Origin of the sequence: Streptomyces sp. RKND-216 (assembly GCF_004795255.1) — a bacterium.
Classification (GTDB): Bacteria; Actinomycetota; Actinomycetes; order Streptomycetales; family Streptomycetaceae; genus Streptomyces; species Streptomyces hazeniae.
Genome location: NZ_SSBQ01000002.1, coordinates 1254556 through 1270610, shown reverse-complemented (window position 1 = coordinate 1270610; position 16055 = coordinate 1254556). Strand labels below are relative to the sequence as shown.

Here is a 16055-nt window from a genome sequence, read left to right as displayed (position 1 = left end):
TCACGCCTGCTGGAGCCGGGCCAGGGTCGCGGGGGCCTCCTCGACGGAGTCGACCAGCGCGATCCGCGCCTCCATCGCCCGCTCCTTGGCGAGTGACTTCAGCAGCGGCCACACCGGTAGCCGTTCGGTCCAGTGCGCGCGGTCCACCAGCACCATGGGGGTGGGCTCGCCGCGGGACTGGTAGTAGTTCGGCGTCGCGTTGTCGAACACCTCCTGGACGGTGCCCGCCGCGCCCGGCAGGAACACCACGCCTGCCCGCGCCCGTGCCAGCAGACCGTCCTCACGCACCGCGTTCACGAAGTACTTGCCGATGTGCCGAGCGAAGACGTTGGGCGGCTCGTGGCCGTAGAACCAGGTCGGGATCCCGACCGACGGGCCGCCGTCAGGGTGGCTCTCGCGCACGTCGAAGGCGGCGCGGACCCAGTCCCCGACGGACGGCTCGAACGAAGGTACCTCCGCGAGGACCTGAAGGGCCTTGTCCAGCATCGGGTCCTCGAAGGGCGCCGCGTACGCGCCGAGATTGGCCGCCTCCATCGCGCCCGGCCCGCCGCCGGTGGCCACGGTCATGCCCGCACGGGCCAGCCCCCGGCCGAGCCGGGCGGCGCCCGCGTACGCGTCCGAGCCGCGCCGCAGCGCGTGCCCGCCCATCACGCCCACCACCCGGTGACCGGCGAGGAGTTCGTCGAGGGCGTCGGACACCGCGTCGTCGTGCACCGCGCGCAGCATCGAGGCGAACACGTCGCCGTCGGCGCGGGACCGGCGGAACCACTCGTACGTCCGGCCGTCGGGGGTGTGCGCGTAGCCGCCGCCGAGGCCGTCGAACAGTTCCTCCGGTGTGTAGAGGGATCCCCGGTAGGGGTTGAACGGCAGATCCGGAATCGGCGGGAACACCAGCGCGCCGCCCTCCCGAGCGCGTTGGGCCGCCTCCGGGGGCATCGTGCAGCCGAGGAACACCGCGCCCGAGGTGTCGGCGGCGGCGAGGGCGTCCGTACGGCCCGTCAGGTCGAGGGACTGGACACGCCAGCCCTGGAGCGAGGTGTGGCCCGCGACGACCCGGTCGAAGGCCTCGAGCGTCTCGACCTCGCGATCGGTGCGGTGGGGGACGGATGCGCGGCGGTCGGCGTCGTGAGGCGGCATCCGGCAAGCGTAGGCGCCTCCGGCGCGGAAGCCGACAGGTGTGCCTGCCCGTGCGGGGCGGTGCGCACGGGCCGCCGCGGCCGTTCGCCGCGAGCGGCCTCCGAAGCGGTGGAGGTCGCGACGTGCCCGCCCGCGGTTGGTCTTCCCGCGGCGCTGTCGGGGCCGCCGTGCTCGCGGTCACGCCTCTCCGAACGCACGTGCTCCGCGGACTTCTCCGGGAACCCCGGCCACTGCCGTGCCCGGCGCACACGACGGCGCGGGCGCCCCGGAGCCGGGGCGCCCGCGCGGAATCGGGTGTGGGAGGCCGGGTGGTGCGGTCAGGTGGTCAGCGGCAGGGCCACGAGGCGGCCCACGGCCCAGGCGATCGGACCGAGCACGGCGACGACCACCACCGCGCGCAGCGCGGCCGCGTTCCGCAACAGCGACCGTGGCGCCCCGAGTTGCAGCAGCGAGGCCGTGGCCGGGGCCCGCAGGGCACGCGACTCCGCCGCGGCCGCGAGCGCGCTCGCCGTCGCGCAGCCCAGCACGAGCACTCCGCCCAGCAGGGTGAGCGGCCCGAACACCGCCCCCGAAGCCGCTTCGCCGCCACGAGCCGGACCGTACAGCTCTCCGGCCGCGAGGGCTCCGGAGGCGACCGCGCACAGCACGCCGAGCGGACGCCCGACGCGTTCGGCGTCGTCCTGGAGAATCCGCCCGGACAGCAGGCGCAGCGCGCCTGGGCGGCCGAGCGTGATGAGCCGGCCACTCAGGTGCGTCAGGCCGGGTCCGGCCAGCACCAGTCCGATCGCGGTGAGCACCCAGCCGGCGAGCGCGCCGGGCGGGCTTCCGGCGAGCGTCCCCGGCATCGGCAGCAGCGCCCCCGCGGCGGGGTCGCCGGATCCCCTGCCGGCCAAGGTCTCCAGCGCGAGCCCGGTCGCGGTCAGGGCGACGCCCCACGGCAGGCCAGGGGGCAGCGCGGCTGGAGGGGCGTCCGCCAGGGTGGCCGGTTCGTTCCGGTCCCCCTCGCGGCGGCTGGGCGGCAGCGGGCGGGGTCGCAGCGCGACGAGGCAGGTCGCCGCGGCGGTCAGCGGCACCAGGAGGAAGAGCAGCAGGACGGCGCCGAGCGGCAGCGCCGGCCCGGCGCCGAGGACGTCGGCCGCCGCTCCGGCGAACGGCAGACCGCCCAGATGTCCGCGCAGCAGCAGGAAGAGGAGCAGCGCGACCACGCTGCCGAGGAGGCAGGAGGCGGTCGTGGACACGGCCGCCAGCAGCGGCATCCGGGACGGACCCACGCCCGCCGCGTCCAGTCCGGTCAGCGCACGTCGGCTGGTCTCGGTCCGTGCGACGGCGACGGCGAGCTGCAGGGCGGCGGCAAGCGGAACCAGGCACCACAGCATCCGGGTGGCGCCGTCCCCGGCGGCCTCCGGATGGCCCGCGGCGTGGCCGACGGCCCCGAGCATCAGGAAGGTGACGCCTGCCGCCGCGGCGGCCAGCAGAAGGCGTCGGAGCAGGGCGAGCGGCGGGGCGCCGCGGACTAGACGGAGAGCGAGCACGCGGTGCTTCCCTCCGTCTCCCGGGGCGCCGCGCCCTGCACACAGCGGCCGTCCAGCAGGGCGATGGCGCGGTCGACGATCCGGCTGCCGATGAGGTCGTTCCGTGCGGCTGTTACGGCGGAGCCCGCAATCGCCGGAACGCTGGAAGCGGGAGCCGTCTGCGCGTCGCCCGGACCGATCGGGGAGGCCGTGCCGCCGTAGGCGGAGGCGTAGGCGTCGGCCGGGCCGACGGGTCCAGCAGGCACGTCGTCCCCGTCCTCGTCCCCGGCTGTGCCCTCGTCCCCCGCGACCGCCGGCACGGGCACGACCACGGGCGCCGGCACCGGGGAGGGTGTGTCCGCCGTCGGGACGGGCCCGTGGCTGCTCAGCACCACCGTGATCCCGTGGGTGCGGGCCGCCGTGGTGAGGGTGCGCAGCGCCTGGACCCGGTCGGCCTGGTGCAGCGGCGCCGTCGGTTCGTCGGCGAAGAGGACCGTGGGGGAGTGGACCAGTGACCGGGCGATGGCCACCCGCTGCCGCTGCGCCTGGAGCAGCGCGGTCGGCCGTTTGCGGGCGCAGTCGCCGATGTCGAGCCGCTCCAGCCACTCGTGCGCCGCCCGGCGGGCGGCACGACTGCCGACGCCTGCCAGCAGCAGTGGCAGGGCCGCGTTCTCCCAGGCGTTCAGCTCCGGGACGAGCTGCGGTTCGCTGCCGATCCATCCGAACCGTTCGCGGCGCAGGCGTTCCCGTGAGTGCAGGCCCAGCGTGTGGACGGGCACGTCCTGGAACCACACCTCGCCGCCGTCCGGCAGCAACCGCCCGGAGAGGCAGCTCAGGAGGGTCGACTTGCCGCTGCCGCGCGGGCCGGTCACGGCGACGATCTCACCGGTGCGGATCCCCAGGGTGACGTCCTGGAGAGCCGGGGAGCCGTCATATGCGTACGTCAGTCCGCGTGCCCACAGCACGTCGTCGTCCGGCGGGGCCGTCATGGATGGCACCTCCACTCGCCTCTGCTCCGAGGGAACACCCCTGAGGGATTGAACGACCGTCAGGGGCTTCGGTCACTCGCACCGTAGGGACAGCGACGGGCGGGGAGAGGGGAGGCTCGGCGCGGCACGCGCCGAGGACCGTCCATATGGACTCATTTACGGCCCGGGTCGGCCCGGCCCGTTCCGGTCGCGGGTGCCGGCACCGCCCGCGCGCGGCGGCACCCGCGACCGGAGGAACGGACGCCGGCCGGGGCTCAGAGCTTCGTCCACGCCTCGCTCAGCACGCCGCGCAGAATCTGTTCGATCTCGTCGAACGTCGTCTGGTCGGCGATCAGCGGTGGCGCGAGCTGGACGACCGGGTCGCCGCGGTCGTCGGCGCGGCAGTACAGGCCGGCCTCGAAGAGCGCCTTGGACAGGAACCCGTACAGCACCCGTTCGCACTCCTCCGCGGAGAACGTCTCCTTGGTGTCCTTGTCCTTGACCAGTTCGATGCCGTAGAAGAAGCCGTTGCCGCGCACGTCGCCGACGATCGGCAGGTCCAGCAGCCGTTCCAGGGTGGCGCGGAAGGCGTCCTCGTGGTCGAGGACGTGCTGGAGCAGGCCCTCGCGGGTGAAGAGGTCGAGGTTGGCGAGCGCGACGGCGGAGGAGACGGGGTGGCCGCCGAAGGTGTAGCCGTGCAGGAAGGTGTTGCCGCCCTGGTAGAAGGGCTCGGCGACACGGTCGGAGACGAGCGTCGCGCCGATGGGGGAGTAGCCGGAGCTGAGGCCCTTGGCGCAGGTGATGATGTCCGGCACGTAGCCGAACTTGTCGCAGCCGAACATCGTGCCGAGCCGGCCGAACGCGCAGATGACCTCGTCGGAGACGAGCAGCACGTCGTGGCGGTCGCAGATCTCCCGCACCCGCTGGAAGTAGCCGGGGGGCGGCGGGAAGCAGCCGCCCGCGTTCTGGACCGGTTCCAGCACCACCGCGGCGACGGTCTCCGGGCCCTCGAAGAGGATCTGCTGCTCGATCTGGTCGGCCGCCCAGCGGCCGAAGGCCTTCGGGTCGTCGCCGTGCTCCGGTGCCCGGTAGAGGTTGGTGTTGACCACCTTGTGCGCGCCCGGCACCAGCGGCTCGAAGGGCGCCTTGAGCGCGGGCAGCCCGGTCAGCGACAGAGCGCCCTGCGGGGTGCCGTGGTAGGCGACGGCGCGGGAGATCACCTTGTACTTGGTGTGGTTGCCGGTCAGCTTGTGATACTGCTTGGCCAGCTTCCAGGCGGTCTCCACCGCCTCGCCGCCGCCGGTCGTGAAGAAGACCTTGTTCAGGTCGCCGGGGGCGTGGTGGGCGAGGCGTTCGGCGAGTTCGACGGCGCGCGGGTGCGCGTAGCTCCAGATGGGAAAGAAGCCCAGCTCCTGCGCCTGGTCGGCGGCCGCCTCGGCGAGCTCGGTGCGGCCGTGCCCGGCCTGGACGACGAACAGTCCGGCCAGCCCGTCGATGTAGCGCTTCCCCCTCTCGTCGAAGATCGAGGTGCCTTCGCCGCGGACGATCGTCGGTACGGGTGCGTGCTCGTACGACGACATCCGGGTGAAGTGCATCCACAGGTGGTCGTAGGCCGTCTGGGACTGGGTCTTGCTCACGGTTATCGGGTTCCCCACGCGTAGGTCTGCTTGCGCAGCTTGAGGTAGACGAAGCTCTCGGTGGAGCGGACGCCGGGTAGCGACCGGATCCGCTTGCTGATCATCTCGAGCAGGTGCTCGTCGTCCTCGCAGACGATCTCCACCAGGAGGTCGAACGAGCCCGCGGTCACGACCACGTATTCGACCTCCTTCAGCTCGGCGAGCGCGTCGGCCACCTGCTCGACGTCGCCGTCGACGGTGATGCCGACCATCGCCTGCCGCAGAAGGCCGACGGTGAGCGGGTCGGTGACCGCCACGACCTGCATGACGCCCTGGTCGAGCAGCTTCTGGACACGCTGCCGCACGGCCGCCTCGGACAGGCCGACCGCCCGTCCGATCGCGCCGTACGGCCGCCTGCCGTCCTCCTGGAGCTGCTCGATGATCGCTTTGGAGACGGAGTCGACCGTCGGTGAGCCGTTCGCGTTCTTCGAGTTTCGAGCCACGATTCGACTCTGCACGAGGTCTCGTCGGTATGGCAAGCCGTGAGCGCTGATTTTCGTTGCCGAGGGCTTCCGATGCCACTGAATCCGCAGTCGGGGAGTGGCGGGTATATCGAAAGCGTCATTCCCGTGGTTAGGCTGGATGTCTCACCCGATGGACAAGCTGAACTGGAGGGGTGCGAAGTGAACGCCGAGCTGCGTCGCCTGCGCAACTACATCGACGGAGAGTTCCGGGACGCCGCGGACGGGCGCACCACCGAGGTGATCGACCCGGCCAGGGGCGCGGCGTACGCGACGGCGCCGCTCTCGGCCGCCGCGGACGTCGACGCCGCCATGGCCGCCGCCGAGGCCGCGTTTCCGGCCTGGCGCGACGCGACCCCCGGGGCCCGCCAGCGGGCGATCCTCAAGATCGCCGACGCCCTCGAGGCGCGGCAGGACGAACTGCTGGCCGCCGAGTGCGAGAACACCGGCAAGCCGCTGGAGCTGACCCGGCAGGAGGAACTGCCGATGATGCTCGACCAGATCCGCTTCTTCGCTGGCGCCGCCCGCATGCTGGAGGGCAAGGCGGCCGGCGAGTACATGGAGGGCCTGACCTCCTTCGTACGCCGGGAGCCGGTCGGTGTCTGCGCCCAGGTGGCCCCCTGGAACTACCCGATGATGATGGCCGTGTGGAAGTTCGCCCCGGCCCTCGCCGCGGGCAACACGGTCGTCCTCAAGCCCTCGGACACCACTCCCGCGTCCACGGTCTTCATGGCCGAGGTCATCGGCGGGGTGCTGGCCGAGCTGGACCTGCCGCGCGGTATCTTCAACGTCGTGTGCGGCGACCGGGACACCGGCCGCCTCATGGTCGAGCACTCCGTGCCCGCCATGGCCTCGATCACCGGCTCCGTCCGGGCCGGTATGGAGGTCGCCGGCAGCGCCGCCAAGGACCTCAAGCGGGTCCACCTGGAACTGGGTGGCAAGGCGCCGGTCGTCGTGTTCGACGACGCCGACATCCCTGCGGCCGTCGAGGGCATCCGGGACGGCGGCTTCTTCAACGCCGGACAGGACTGCACCGCCGCGACGCGCGTCCTCGTCCACGAGAACGTGCACGACGAGTTCGTCGCCGCCCTCGCCAAGGCCGCCTCCGAGGTGAAGACCGGCGACCTGAGCGACGAGGACTGCTTCTACGGCCCGCTCAACAACGCCACCCACCTGGAGAAGGTCACCGGCTTCATCGACCGCCTGCCCGCCCACGCCAAGGTCGAGTCGGGTGGCGAACGCGTCGGCGAGAACGGCTACTTCTACGCCCCGACGGTGGTCTCCGGTCTCCGGCAGGAGGACGAGATCATCCAGAACGAGGTGTTCGGCCCGGTCATCACCGTGCAGTCCTTCTCCGACGAGGAGCAGGCGGTGAAGTGGTCCAACGACGTGGAGTACGCCCTGGCGTCCTCGGTGTGGACCAAGGACCACGGACGCGCCATGCGGATGTCGAAGGCCCTCGACTTCGGCTGCGTGTGGATCAACACCCACATCCCGCTGGTCGCCGAGATGCCGCACGGCGGTTTCAAGAAGTCCGGGTACGGCAAGGACCTGTCCGCCTACGGCTTCGACGACTACACCCGCGTCAAGCACGTCATGACGGCCCTCTGAGGCCGTCGCGGACCCGCGACGACACGAGCGGAACCCCCCGGGCGCCCGAGGCGTCCGGGGGGTTCCGACGTCCGCGGCGGAAAGTTTTCCCGCCCGGCAAAACGGACACGCTGCGGTTTCCGCACCTGCCGGAAACCCGGAACCGGATCGGGGTGTGAAAGGCCCACTGGGTGTATGGCCGACGATCCGCAGGTCCGACAGGTTCCCCAGCTGGCAAGTGAAGGCGATTCGTGTGCGCTGCAGAGATCCGCGATACGGAAAACGCACGCTCTAGCCTCCCGCGCATGGCCTCACTTCTCGACGACTCCAGCACCCCGGGCGCCGGGCTCACGGGTGCCCCGCCCTCCGCCCCGGGGCACGACGACGTACGGTCCAAGGGCCTGCGGCGCGACTCGGTCGGCCTCTTCGGCAGCGCGGTCATCGGCCTCTCCACGGTCGCCCCCGTCTACTGCCTCACCAGCACCCTCGGTCCGACGGTCGGTGAGGTCGGCCTCCAGATGCCGATGGTGTTCCTCGCGGGCTTCCTCCCCATGCTGCTGGTCGCGTTCGCCTACCGGGAGCTCAACCGGGTCGTGCCCGACTGCGGCACCTCGTTCACCTGGACGGTCAAGGCCCTCGGTCCGCGCACCGGCTGGATGTGCGGCTGGGGACTGGTGGTGGCCACTGTCATCGTGCTGTCCAACCTCGCCGGTGTCGCCGCCGAGTTCCTCTACCTGCTCGTCGGCGAGGTGCTGAGCAGCCGGGCGGTGGTGGACTTCGGCACCCGCACGGAGGTCCACGTGCTCACCGTGCTGGCGTTCGTGGCAATGGCCACCGTGATCAGCTACCGCGGCATGACGGCGACCAAGTGGTTCCAGTACGCCCTGGTCGGCCTCCAGATGGTGGTGCTGGTCGGCTTCGTCGCCATGGCGCTGGGCAAGGCGGGCGACGCGCCCGGCGTGGACGCGCCGGACTTCTCCTGGACCTGGATGGACCCGTTCTCCGTCTCTTCCTTCGGCGCCTTCACGGCCGGGCTGTCCCTGTCGATCTTCATCTACTGGGGGTGGGACGCCTGTCTGACCGTCAACGAGGAGACCCAGGGAAGCGACCGGACCCCCGGCCGGGCGGCGCTCATCGCCATGGTCGTGCTGGTGACCTCGTACGTGCTGACCGCGGTGGCCGCCCTGCTCTTCGCCGGCACCGGCACCGAGGGCCTCGGGCTCGGCAACCCCGACACCTCGGGCAACGTCTTCGCCGCCCTCGCGGAGCCGGTGATGGGCCCGCTCGGCGTGCTGCTGTTCCTCGCCGTGCTCGCCAGCGCCGCCGCCAGCCTGCAGACCACCTTCCTGCCGGCCGCCCGCACCATGTTGGCCATGGGGGTCTACCAGGCGCTGCCCGCATCCCTGGCCCACATCAGCCCCCGCTTCCGCACGCCGGGCCGCGCCACCGTCGTCGCGGGCGTCGCCACCAGCGCGTTCTATACCGTCATGACGCTGATCAGCGAGAACGTCCTGGTCGACACCATCTACGCGCTCGGCCTGATGATCTGCTTCTACTACGCCCTTACCGCCTACGCCTGCGTCTGGTACTTCCGCAACGAACTCACCCGGTCCGTGCGCGACGCGCTCACCAAGGGGTTCCTCCCCCTGCTCGGCGCGCTGCTGCTCACCGGGGTGTTCGCCAAGACGCTGGTCGACATGTGGGATCCCGCCTACGGGTCTGGCAGTTCCGTGGCGGGGGTCGGCAGCGTCTTCGTCATCGGCGTCGGCACCCTGCTGCTCGGGGCGGTGCTCATGCTGGTCATGCGGCCGCGCAGCCCTGCCTTCTTCGCGGGGCGGATACTCACCCGGGACACCCCCGCGCTGCGCGTGGAGGAGTGAGCCTGCGGGGCGTGCAGCGATCTGTCGAGGGACGAGGCGGAGCGGCTCACGCACGGCGCGGCCCGCCCGTAGGCCGCTCCTCCCCCATCCCGGTCAGGCCCGTTCCGCTCCGCTCGCGCCGCTCTGCCACGACGCCAGGTGGGCGTCGATCTCGCCGCAGAGGCGCCGCTTCCCGGCATCGTCGAGGAACGACGCCCGCACGGCGTTCTTCGCCAGGTCGGCCACCCCGCCCGCGTCCAGCCCCAGCAGGCGCGCCGCGATGGCGTACTCGGTGTTGAGGTCGGTGCCGAACATCGGCGGGTCGTCGCTGTTCACGGTCACCAGGACGCCGGCCCGCACCATCTCCGCGATCGGGTGCTCCTCCAGGTTCTCCACGGCGCGGGTGGCGATGTTGGACGTCGGGCAGACCTCCAGCGGAATGCGGTGCTCCGCCAGGTGCGCGAGCAGTTCCGGGTCCCGCACGCTGCTGGTTCCGTGGCCGATGCGTTCGGCGCGCAGCGAGGTCAGCGCGTCCCACACCGTCTCCGGGCCGGTCGTCTCGCCCGCGTGCGGCACACTGCGCAGACCGGCCGCGAGGGCACGGTCGAAGTAGGGCTTGAACTGCGGCCGGGGCACGCCGACCTCCGGGCCGCCGAGGCCGAAGGAGACCAGGCCGTCGGCGTCCAGCGACGTGTCCGTGGCGATCCGGGCGGTCTCCTCGGCGGCCGGCAGGCCCGCCTCGCCGGGGATGTCGAAGCACCAGCGCAGCACCACGCCGAGATCGCGCTCGGCCGCGCGTCGCGCGTCCTCGATGGCCTCGACGAACGCCTTGTCCGGGATCCCGCGGTTCGTGGAGCTGTACGGGGTGACCGTGAGCTCCGCGTACCGGACCTGCTGCCGCGCCATCTCCCGCGCGACCTCGTACGTCAGCAGTCGCACGTCCTCCGCGTCCCGGATCAGGTCGACGACGGACAGGTACAGCTCGATGAAGTGGGCGAAGTCGCGGAAGGTGAAGTACTCCGCGAGAGCGGCCGGGTCCTTCGGAACGGGCGAGTCCGGGTGCCGCGCCGCGAGTTCGGCGACGATGCGGGGCGACGCGGACCCCACGTGGTGCACGTGCAGTTCGGCCTTGGGAAGCCCGGCGATGAAGGCGGTGAGGTCGGACAACGGAAAGCCTCCGGGGTAGGTGTCGCAGGCATGGTAGGCGTGCCGGAGACTCCATGCGGACGCATAGCATGACGATACGAGTGGCAAGGAGGGGACATGGGGACAGACAGCGGAGGACAGTCCGGGCACTCCGGATGGCCCGCGGACAACGGGGGAGGGGCCTGGCCGGCCCCGTCGGGAGATTCGCTGAGCAAGGATGCGTCCGGCGCCTCGTGGGCGGACGCACCCACCTCCCCGGGCTCGCCCGTGGGACCACCGCCAACCGCGCCCGGAGGGCCGCAGCCCGCCCCGGTCCACGGTGCCGCGGGATACGGCCCGCAGGGCCATCATCCCGGTTACGACCCTCCCCACGGTCACGGCCCTCCCTACGGTCATCCCTACGGCGGTCACGGCGGCTATGGACAGCCCGGCCCCGGCTGGGGCGGCCCGCCCCTCCCGCAGGGCACGGCCACCGCCTCCATGGTGCTGGGCATCGTCGGACTGATCCTCGTCGTCACCTGCTGGGGGTCGTTCCTCGGGATCTTCGTCGCCCCCGTCGCGCTGGTCCTGGGGGTGAGCGCCCGTCGCAAGGCCGACCGCGGCGAGGGCGGCGCACGCAGCCATGCCACCAGCGGCTTCGTCATGGGCATCGTCGGCACCGTGTTGTCGGTGCTGGTCGTGGCCGCCCTGATTGTGGGGATCGTGCTGTCCGAGAACGCCGAGACCGGCACCGGCGGCACGTCCGGCGGCGACTACCAGGACGCACTCCGCGTCCCCGCCGCCTCCGTCGTCTCACTCAGCGGCCGCTGACCGCCCCACGCCCGGCCTGCTCCGGGCCGGGCGTGGCGTGCGTGTCCGGCTGTGCGGGACGGGAGGGGCCGGGCCCGGCCCCTCGGGGGGTGCGTCCGGGGAGGGCGGCCAGGAGGCACAGCACGATCCCGCCGAGCGCCACGCTCGCCACCACGTCGGTGGCCCAGTGGTAGCCGCGCAGCACCAGACCCAGTCCCGTGCACAGGCTGAGCAGCGTCGCCGCCACCGGCCCGCCCACTGGGAAGCGGTGCGCGCACAGCAGCGCGGTCGTCCCGTACGCGACGACCGCCGTCAGGGTGTGGCCTGACGGGTAGTAGCCGGCGTAGCCGTACAGCGGGAGCCCGTCGGGGCCGAGACGGCCGAACGCCTCCTTGAGTGGCAGCACCACCGCGGGCACCGCCACGACGGCGAGGGAGGCGACCAGTAGCGGTCGCCAGGACCGTGCGCGCCAGGCGGCAGCTGAGGCGCCGACGGCCAGCACGGCACCCGCGGCCCCGCCCCCGCCCAGGTCCGCGCCCGCCTCCGCGAGGGCCCGCAGGGTCCCGTTTCCGGAGGTCAGGCCGGCTGCCGCGTCGCGCGCCGCGAGGTCGGCGGCCAGCAGCGGTCCGGCGACCGCCACCTGCCAGCTGATCACGGCGAAGACCGCGAGGAGGGCGCCGATGAGGAGCGCATACACGACAGTCGGCCGCCCCGGAACAGGGGGGAGAGTTCCGGGGCGGCCGCAAGGACCGGACCTCCGCCCGCCCCGGGGGGTGTGGGGCGTGCGGGCGTCCGATCTGTGAGGAGTGTGCGCGAGGGCACGACCGAGCCAGCTTCGGGGAAAAAGCGGCACGGCTTTCATCTGCTGAAACCGTACGTCAGGCGGACCACGCCGGACAGGCGCCTCACGGACCCGGCATGGTGCTCGCACACATTCTTCACGTGCTCCGTCACCAGCCCAGCGTCGCAGGTGACCGCTGTGGTGCCCCGGTGCCCGTGAGGCGTGTCACGGGCACCGGGGCGAACGGCTTCGAGTCCGGGGTGCCGGGCCCGCGCAGCTCCGCGGCGCGACGGGGGTCAGAGTGAGGCGAGCGCGCCCTCGAGGATGTCCAGCCCTTCGTTCAGCAGGTCCTCGCCGATGACCAGCGGCGGCAGGAACCGCATCACGTTGCCGTAGGTACCGGTGGTCAGCACCAGCAGGCCCTCCTGGTGGCAGGCCTTCGCCAGGGCGGCCGTCGCCTCCGGGTTCGGGTCCTTGGTGCCCGGCTGGACCAGCTCGATCGCCAGCATGGCGCCGCGGCCCCGGACCTCGCCGATCACGCCGTGCTGCTCGGCCAGCTTCTGCAGCCGGGGCTTCATCACGTCCTCGATCCGGCGTGCCCGGGACGCCAGGTCCATCTCGCGCATGGTGTGGATCGAGCCGAGCGCGGCGGCGCAGGCCACCGGGTTGCCGCCGTAGGTGCCGCCCAGGCCGCCCGCGTGTGCGGCGTCCATGATCTCGGCACGGCCGGTCACGGCCGCGAGTGGCAGGCCGCCCGCGATGCCCTTCGCGGTGGTGATCAGGTCGGGCACCACGCCCTCGTCCTCGCAGGCGAACCAGTGGCCGGTGCGGCAGAAGCCGGACTGGATCTCGTCCGCGACGAACACGATGCCGTTGTCCTTCGCGAACCGCTCGATGCGGGGCAGGAAGCCCTTCGCCGGCTCGATGAACCCGCCCTCGCCCAGCAGCGGTTCGATGATGACCGCCGCGACGTTCTCGGCGCCGACCTGCTTCTCGATCTGGCTGATGGCCTGCGCCGCGGCCTCCTCGGCGCAGTTCTCCGGGCCGGTCAGCCAGCGGAACGGGTACGCCACCGGCACCCGGTAGACCTCCGGTGCGAACGGGCCGAAGCCGTGCTTGTACGGCATGTTCTTCGAGGTCAGCGCCATCGTGAGGTTCGTGCGGCCGTGGTAGCCGTGCTCGAAGACGACGACCGCGTGCCGCTTGGTGTAAACCCGGGCGATCTTGACCGCGTTCTCCACCGCCTCGGCGCCCGAGTTGAAGAGCGCGGACTTCTTGGCGTGGTCGCCCGGCGTCAGCTCCGCGAGCTGCTCGCACACCTCCACGTACGGCTCGTACGGCGTCACCATCACGCAGGTGTGGGTGAACGCCTCCAGCTGAGCCGTCGCCCTGCGCACCACCTCGGCAGCGCTGTTGCCGACCGAGGTGACCGCGATGCCCGAGCCGAAGTCGATGAAGGAGTTGCCGTCGACGTCCTCCAGCACGCCGCCGCCCGCACGCTTGGCGAACACCGGCATCACGGTGCCGACGCCGTCCGCCACGGTCGCCTGCTTGCGGGCCATCAGCTCCTGCGACTTGGGCCCGGGCACGGCGGTCACCAGGCGGCGCTCCTGCGGGAGAGCGGTGCCGCCGTGCGGATCGGTCATCGTGGTCATAGCGGTCTCCTCAGGAGGAAGTGGTGTGCGTCACCCGCAGGCTAGGTCCTGGGCCGGGGTCGAGACATGCACCGCCACGGAGTAGTCGCGTCCTCCTCTTGGCCACGACGGAGCCTTCCCGTCGCGCCCGGCCCGCCCAGCGGGGTGAGGCGCGACGGGGCCCGGCCCCCGGGCGGAGCCCCGGTTTCGGAGTGGGGCGCGGATGGGGAAGAGCGCCGTGGGGCAACTCGTCGCACCCCGCACTAAATTGGGAGCCCACACACGGCACGCGCACAGCCGCGCGCAGCGCAAAGGCAGGGGTGCAGCACACGATGGACACCGGGCCCTCCGCACGGAGCCACGGCACGAGAGGCGTCGAGCACGTGGAGAACGGCACCACCACCCCCCACGTGCCCCCGCAGCCGTCCGCGCCGCCCGTCCCGTCGGCCCCTCCGCGCGGCGCGCCCCCGCTCGCGGACTGGCTCCGCACCCCGCGGCCGGAGGCCGAACCCGGCATCTGGCGTTGCGGCCACGACCCCCTCCCGGCCGCCGACCCCGACCGCACCCCGGCGCGGCAGCTCGTCAGCGGGGCCCTGGTCTCGTTCCTGATCGGCTGGCTCGTCTGGTCCCTGCTGTGGAACGGCTATCTCGGCGACTACTGGCTCTGGCCGCTGTACGTCCTCACCCCGGACGCCTGGCGCGGCACCGTGCCCCTGGTCGTGGCCACCTACCTCTACTACGGCCTGGTCCTCGCCGGGCTGGCCGCCGTTTTCGGCCGCCTCGGTCACTGGGACGAGGTGGGGCGCCGGGCCGCGGCAGGCCTGAAGGGCCGCTTCCGTACGTCCCGGCGCGCCGCCGCACCTCCGCCGCCGGACGAGGACCCGGTCCTGTGGCCGCAGCTCCGCCGCGCGGGCGGCGGCTCCGAGGAGGCAGCCGAGCGGCTGTCCGCCGAGGTGCTCGCCGGCCGGATGAGCGACGTCGACCACGCCCGCATCGAGCGGGCCTGGCAGTCCGTGCGGTCCCGGCCTGTCGGGCTCCCGCAGTTCACCGAGGCCGTCCTGCGGGACGGTGCCGCCGCCTGCACCCACCCCTCCGGGGCGCGCGACCTGCCGTCGCGCGCCGCCCGGCACGACCTGTCCCTGAGCCAGGTCCGGATCGGCACCGCCGCCGACGACGAGCGCAATCCGCAGGACTACCGCGGCGCCGGTCTGGCTCTGGAACCCGCCCTGCTGGGCACGTCCGCGCTGGCCGTCGGCCCTTCCGGGGCCGGCAAGACGACCCGCCTGGTGCGGCCCGTCGTGGAATCGCTGTGCCTCCAGGCGCTCGCCGGGCAGGCCGCCGTCGTCGCCGTCACCTCCTCCGGCACGAAGCCCGCCCCGGACGACGCCTTCGACGTCGTGGTGCGGCCCGGCCGCCCGGAATCCGCCTACGACCTCGACCTCTACGGCGGCACCGACGACCCGGACGAGGCCGCCGTCCTCCTCGCCGAAGCACTGGTCGGCGACCTCGCCGAGGGGCTGCCGGGGGGCGACAGCCGCCGCGCCGCGACCACGCTCGCCCAGCTCCTCGGCCCCTTCCGGACCGCCCACGGCCGCTTCCCCGCAGTGCCCGAACTCCGGGAGCTCCTCGACGGCGTCCCCGCTCCCCTCGCCGCACTCCGCGAGGCGCTGGGCCGCGACCCCGCCCGGCCCGGCCATCGCGCGCACCTGCGTGAACTCGACGCCTACGAGCGGCAGCTCGGCCGTCCCGGCGACACCGGCACGCTGCTCGCCGACCGTGTCGCGCTGCTCGACCGGCCCGCCTTCGCTGACTTCTTCGCACCCGCCGGCCTCGCCCGCGGTGCTGCGGGCGGCGACCACCGGCCGTTCTCGCTGCGTGCCCTCGAACACCCGCTGCGGGTGCGCATCGACCTCCCCGAGCGTGGCCACGCCGAGGCTTCCCGGATCCTCGCCCGGCTGGTCCTCGCCCAGTTCACCGACGCCGCTCTCGCCCGCGACGACCAGTCGCTCTTCGCCTGCCTGGTGCTGGACGACGCCGACCGCACCATCACCCCGCAGGCACTCCGCGGGCTCCAGCGGCTGCGCAGCGGCCACGCCGGCGTGCTGCTCACCCTCCGGGCGCTGGACGACGTGCCGGAGCCGCTGCGCGGGCCGCTGCTCGGCGCGGTGGGCTGCCGTGTGGCCTGCGCCGGCGTCACGCCCTGGGACGCGGAACGGTTCGCCGAGGTCTGGGGCACCGAGTGGGTGCAGACCCGGGACGTGACCAACCGCCAGCTCGTCTCCGACGAGCCGCTGACCAAGCTGATGCACGGCATCCGGCGCATGGTGACCGGCCGCCACGTGACCGCCGAGTCGGTCACCGTGCGGACCGTGCAGCGCCAGCGTTGGTCCGCGTCCGACCTGGCCAACGAGCTCGAGCCCGGCCAGGCCGTGGTCTCCTTCACCACCGTCCGCGGCAGGCGCACGCCCCCGGTGCTCGCGAGGCTCGGCGAATAGCCCGGACC

11 protein-coding genes and 1 pseudogene are annotated in these 16055 nt (G+C 72.8%); 4 read left to right on the top strand and 8 right to left on the bottom strand.

All coding sequences use genetic code 11. The features are described from left to right. The 5 genes and pseudogenes from E4198_RS05425 to E4198_RS05405 form a co-directional block, all read right to left on the bottom strand. Window positions 1-1137: an LOG family protein gene (locus tag E4198_RS05425; protein ID WP_136182171.1), complete on the bottom strand. Its 1137-nt coding sequence runs from the start codon at window positions 1135-1137 to the stop codon at window positions 1-3. 317 nt (window positions 1138-1454) lie between these two features. Continuing rightward, window positions 1455-2669, bottom strand: a complete 1215-nt coding sequence (locus tag E4198_RS05420; protein ID WP_136182170.1) for a hypothetical protein — start codon at window positions 2667-2669, stop codon at window positions 1455-1457. Window positions 2670-3025: 356 nt separating this feature from the next. Next, window positions 3026-3637 (bottom strand): annotated as a pseudogene (locus E4198_RS25310) (ATP-binding cassette domain-containing protein); the annotation flags it as partial. Between the two features lie 254 nt (window positions 3638-3891). Then, entirely contained in the window at window positions 3892-5271 is a 1380-nt protein-coding gene (locus E4198_RS05410) for an aspartate aminotransferase family protein (protein ID WP_136182168.1), read from the bottom strand. Beyond that, on the bottom strand, window positions 5256-5750 hold the full coding sequence (locus E4198_RS05405; RefSeq protein ID WP_136182167.1) for an Lrp/AsnC family transcriptional regulator: 495 nt from the start codon (window positions 5748-5750) through the stop codon (window positions 5256-5258). The genes E4198_RS05410 and E4198_RS05405 overlap by 16 nt, the downstream gene beginning before the upstream one ends. A 165-nt stretch (window positions 5751-5915) precedes the next feature. Here E4198_RS05405 and E4198_RS05400 point away from each other — a divergent pair, with 165 nt between their 5' ends. Next, entirely contained in the window at window positions 5916-7364 is a 1449-nt protein-coding gene (locus E4198_RS05400; RefSeq protein ID WP_136182166.1) for a gamma-aminobutyraldehyde dehydrogenase, read from the top strand. 284 nt (window positions 7365-7648) lie between these two features. Continuing rightward, a complete protein-coding gene (locus E4198_RS05395; protein WP_136182165.1) occupies window positions 7649-9223 on the top strand; it encodes an APC family permease in 1575 nt (524 codons plus the stop codon). Window positions 9224-9316: 93 nt separating this feature from the next. Here E4198_RS05395 and E4198_RS05390 read toward each other — a convergent pair whose 3' ends face one another. Continuing rightward, the gene (locus E4198_RS05390; protein WP_136182164.1) at window positions 9317-10369 is read right to left on the bottom strand and encodes an adenosine deaminase; all 1053 of its coding nucleotides are present in this window, start codon (window positions 10367-10369) and stop codon (window positions 9317-9319) included. Window positions 10370-10615: 246 nt separating this feature from the next. Here E4198_RS05390 and E4198_RS05385 point away from each other — a divergent pair, with 246 nt between their 5' ends. Beyond that, complete coding sequence (locus E4198_RS05385) at window positions 10616-11158, top strand: DUF4190 domain-containing protein (protein WP_136182163.1); 543 nt, start codon at window positions 10616-10618, stop codon at window positions 11156-11158. Here the strand turns inward: E4198_RS05385 and E4198_RS05380 are convergent. Continuing rightward, window positions 11145-11834 (bottom strand): phosphatase PAP2 family protein, encoded by a 690-nt coding sequence (locus E4198_RS05380; RefSeq protein WP_136182162.1) that lies wholly within the window; start codon window positions 11832-11834, stop codon window positions 11145-11147. The genes E4198_RS05385 and E4198_RS05380 overlap by 14 nt on opposite strands. A gap of 380 nt (window positions 11835-12214) precedes the next feature. Beyond that, complete coding sequence (gene gabT, locus E4198_RS05375) at window positions 12215-13564, bottom strand: 4-aminobutyrate--2-oxoglutarate transaminase (protein WP_136185193.1); 1350 nt, start codon at window positions 13562-13564, stop codon at window positions 12215-12217. Window positions 13565-13884: 320 nt separating this feature from the next. On the opposite strand from gabT, the gene E4198_RS05370 reads away from it, so the two are divergent. Further along, the gene (locus E4198_RS05370; RefSeq protein ID WP_136182161.1) at window positions 13885-16047 is read left to right on the top strand and encodes an ATP-binding protein; all 2163 of its coding nucleotides are present in this window, start codon (window positions 13885-13887) and stop codon (window positions 16045-16047) included. The last annotated feature ends 8 nt before the right edge of the window (window positions 16048-16055 follow it).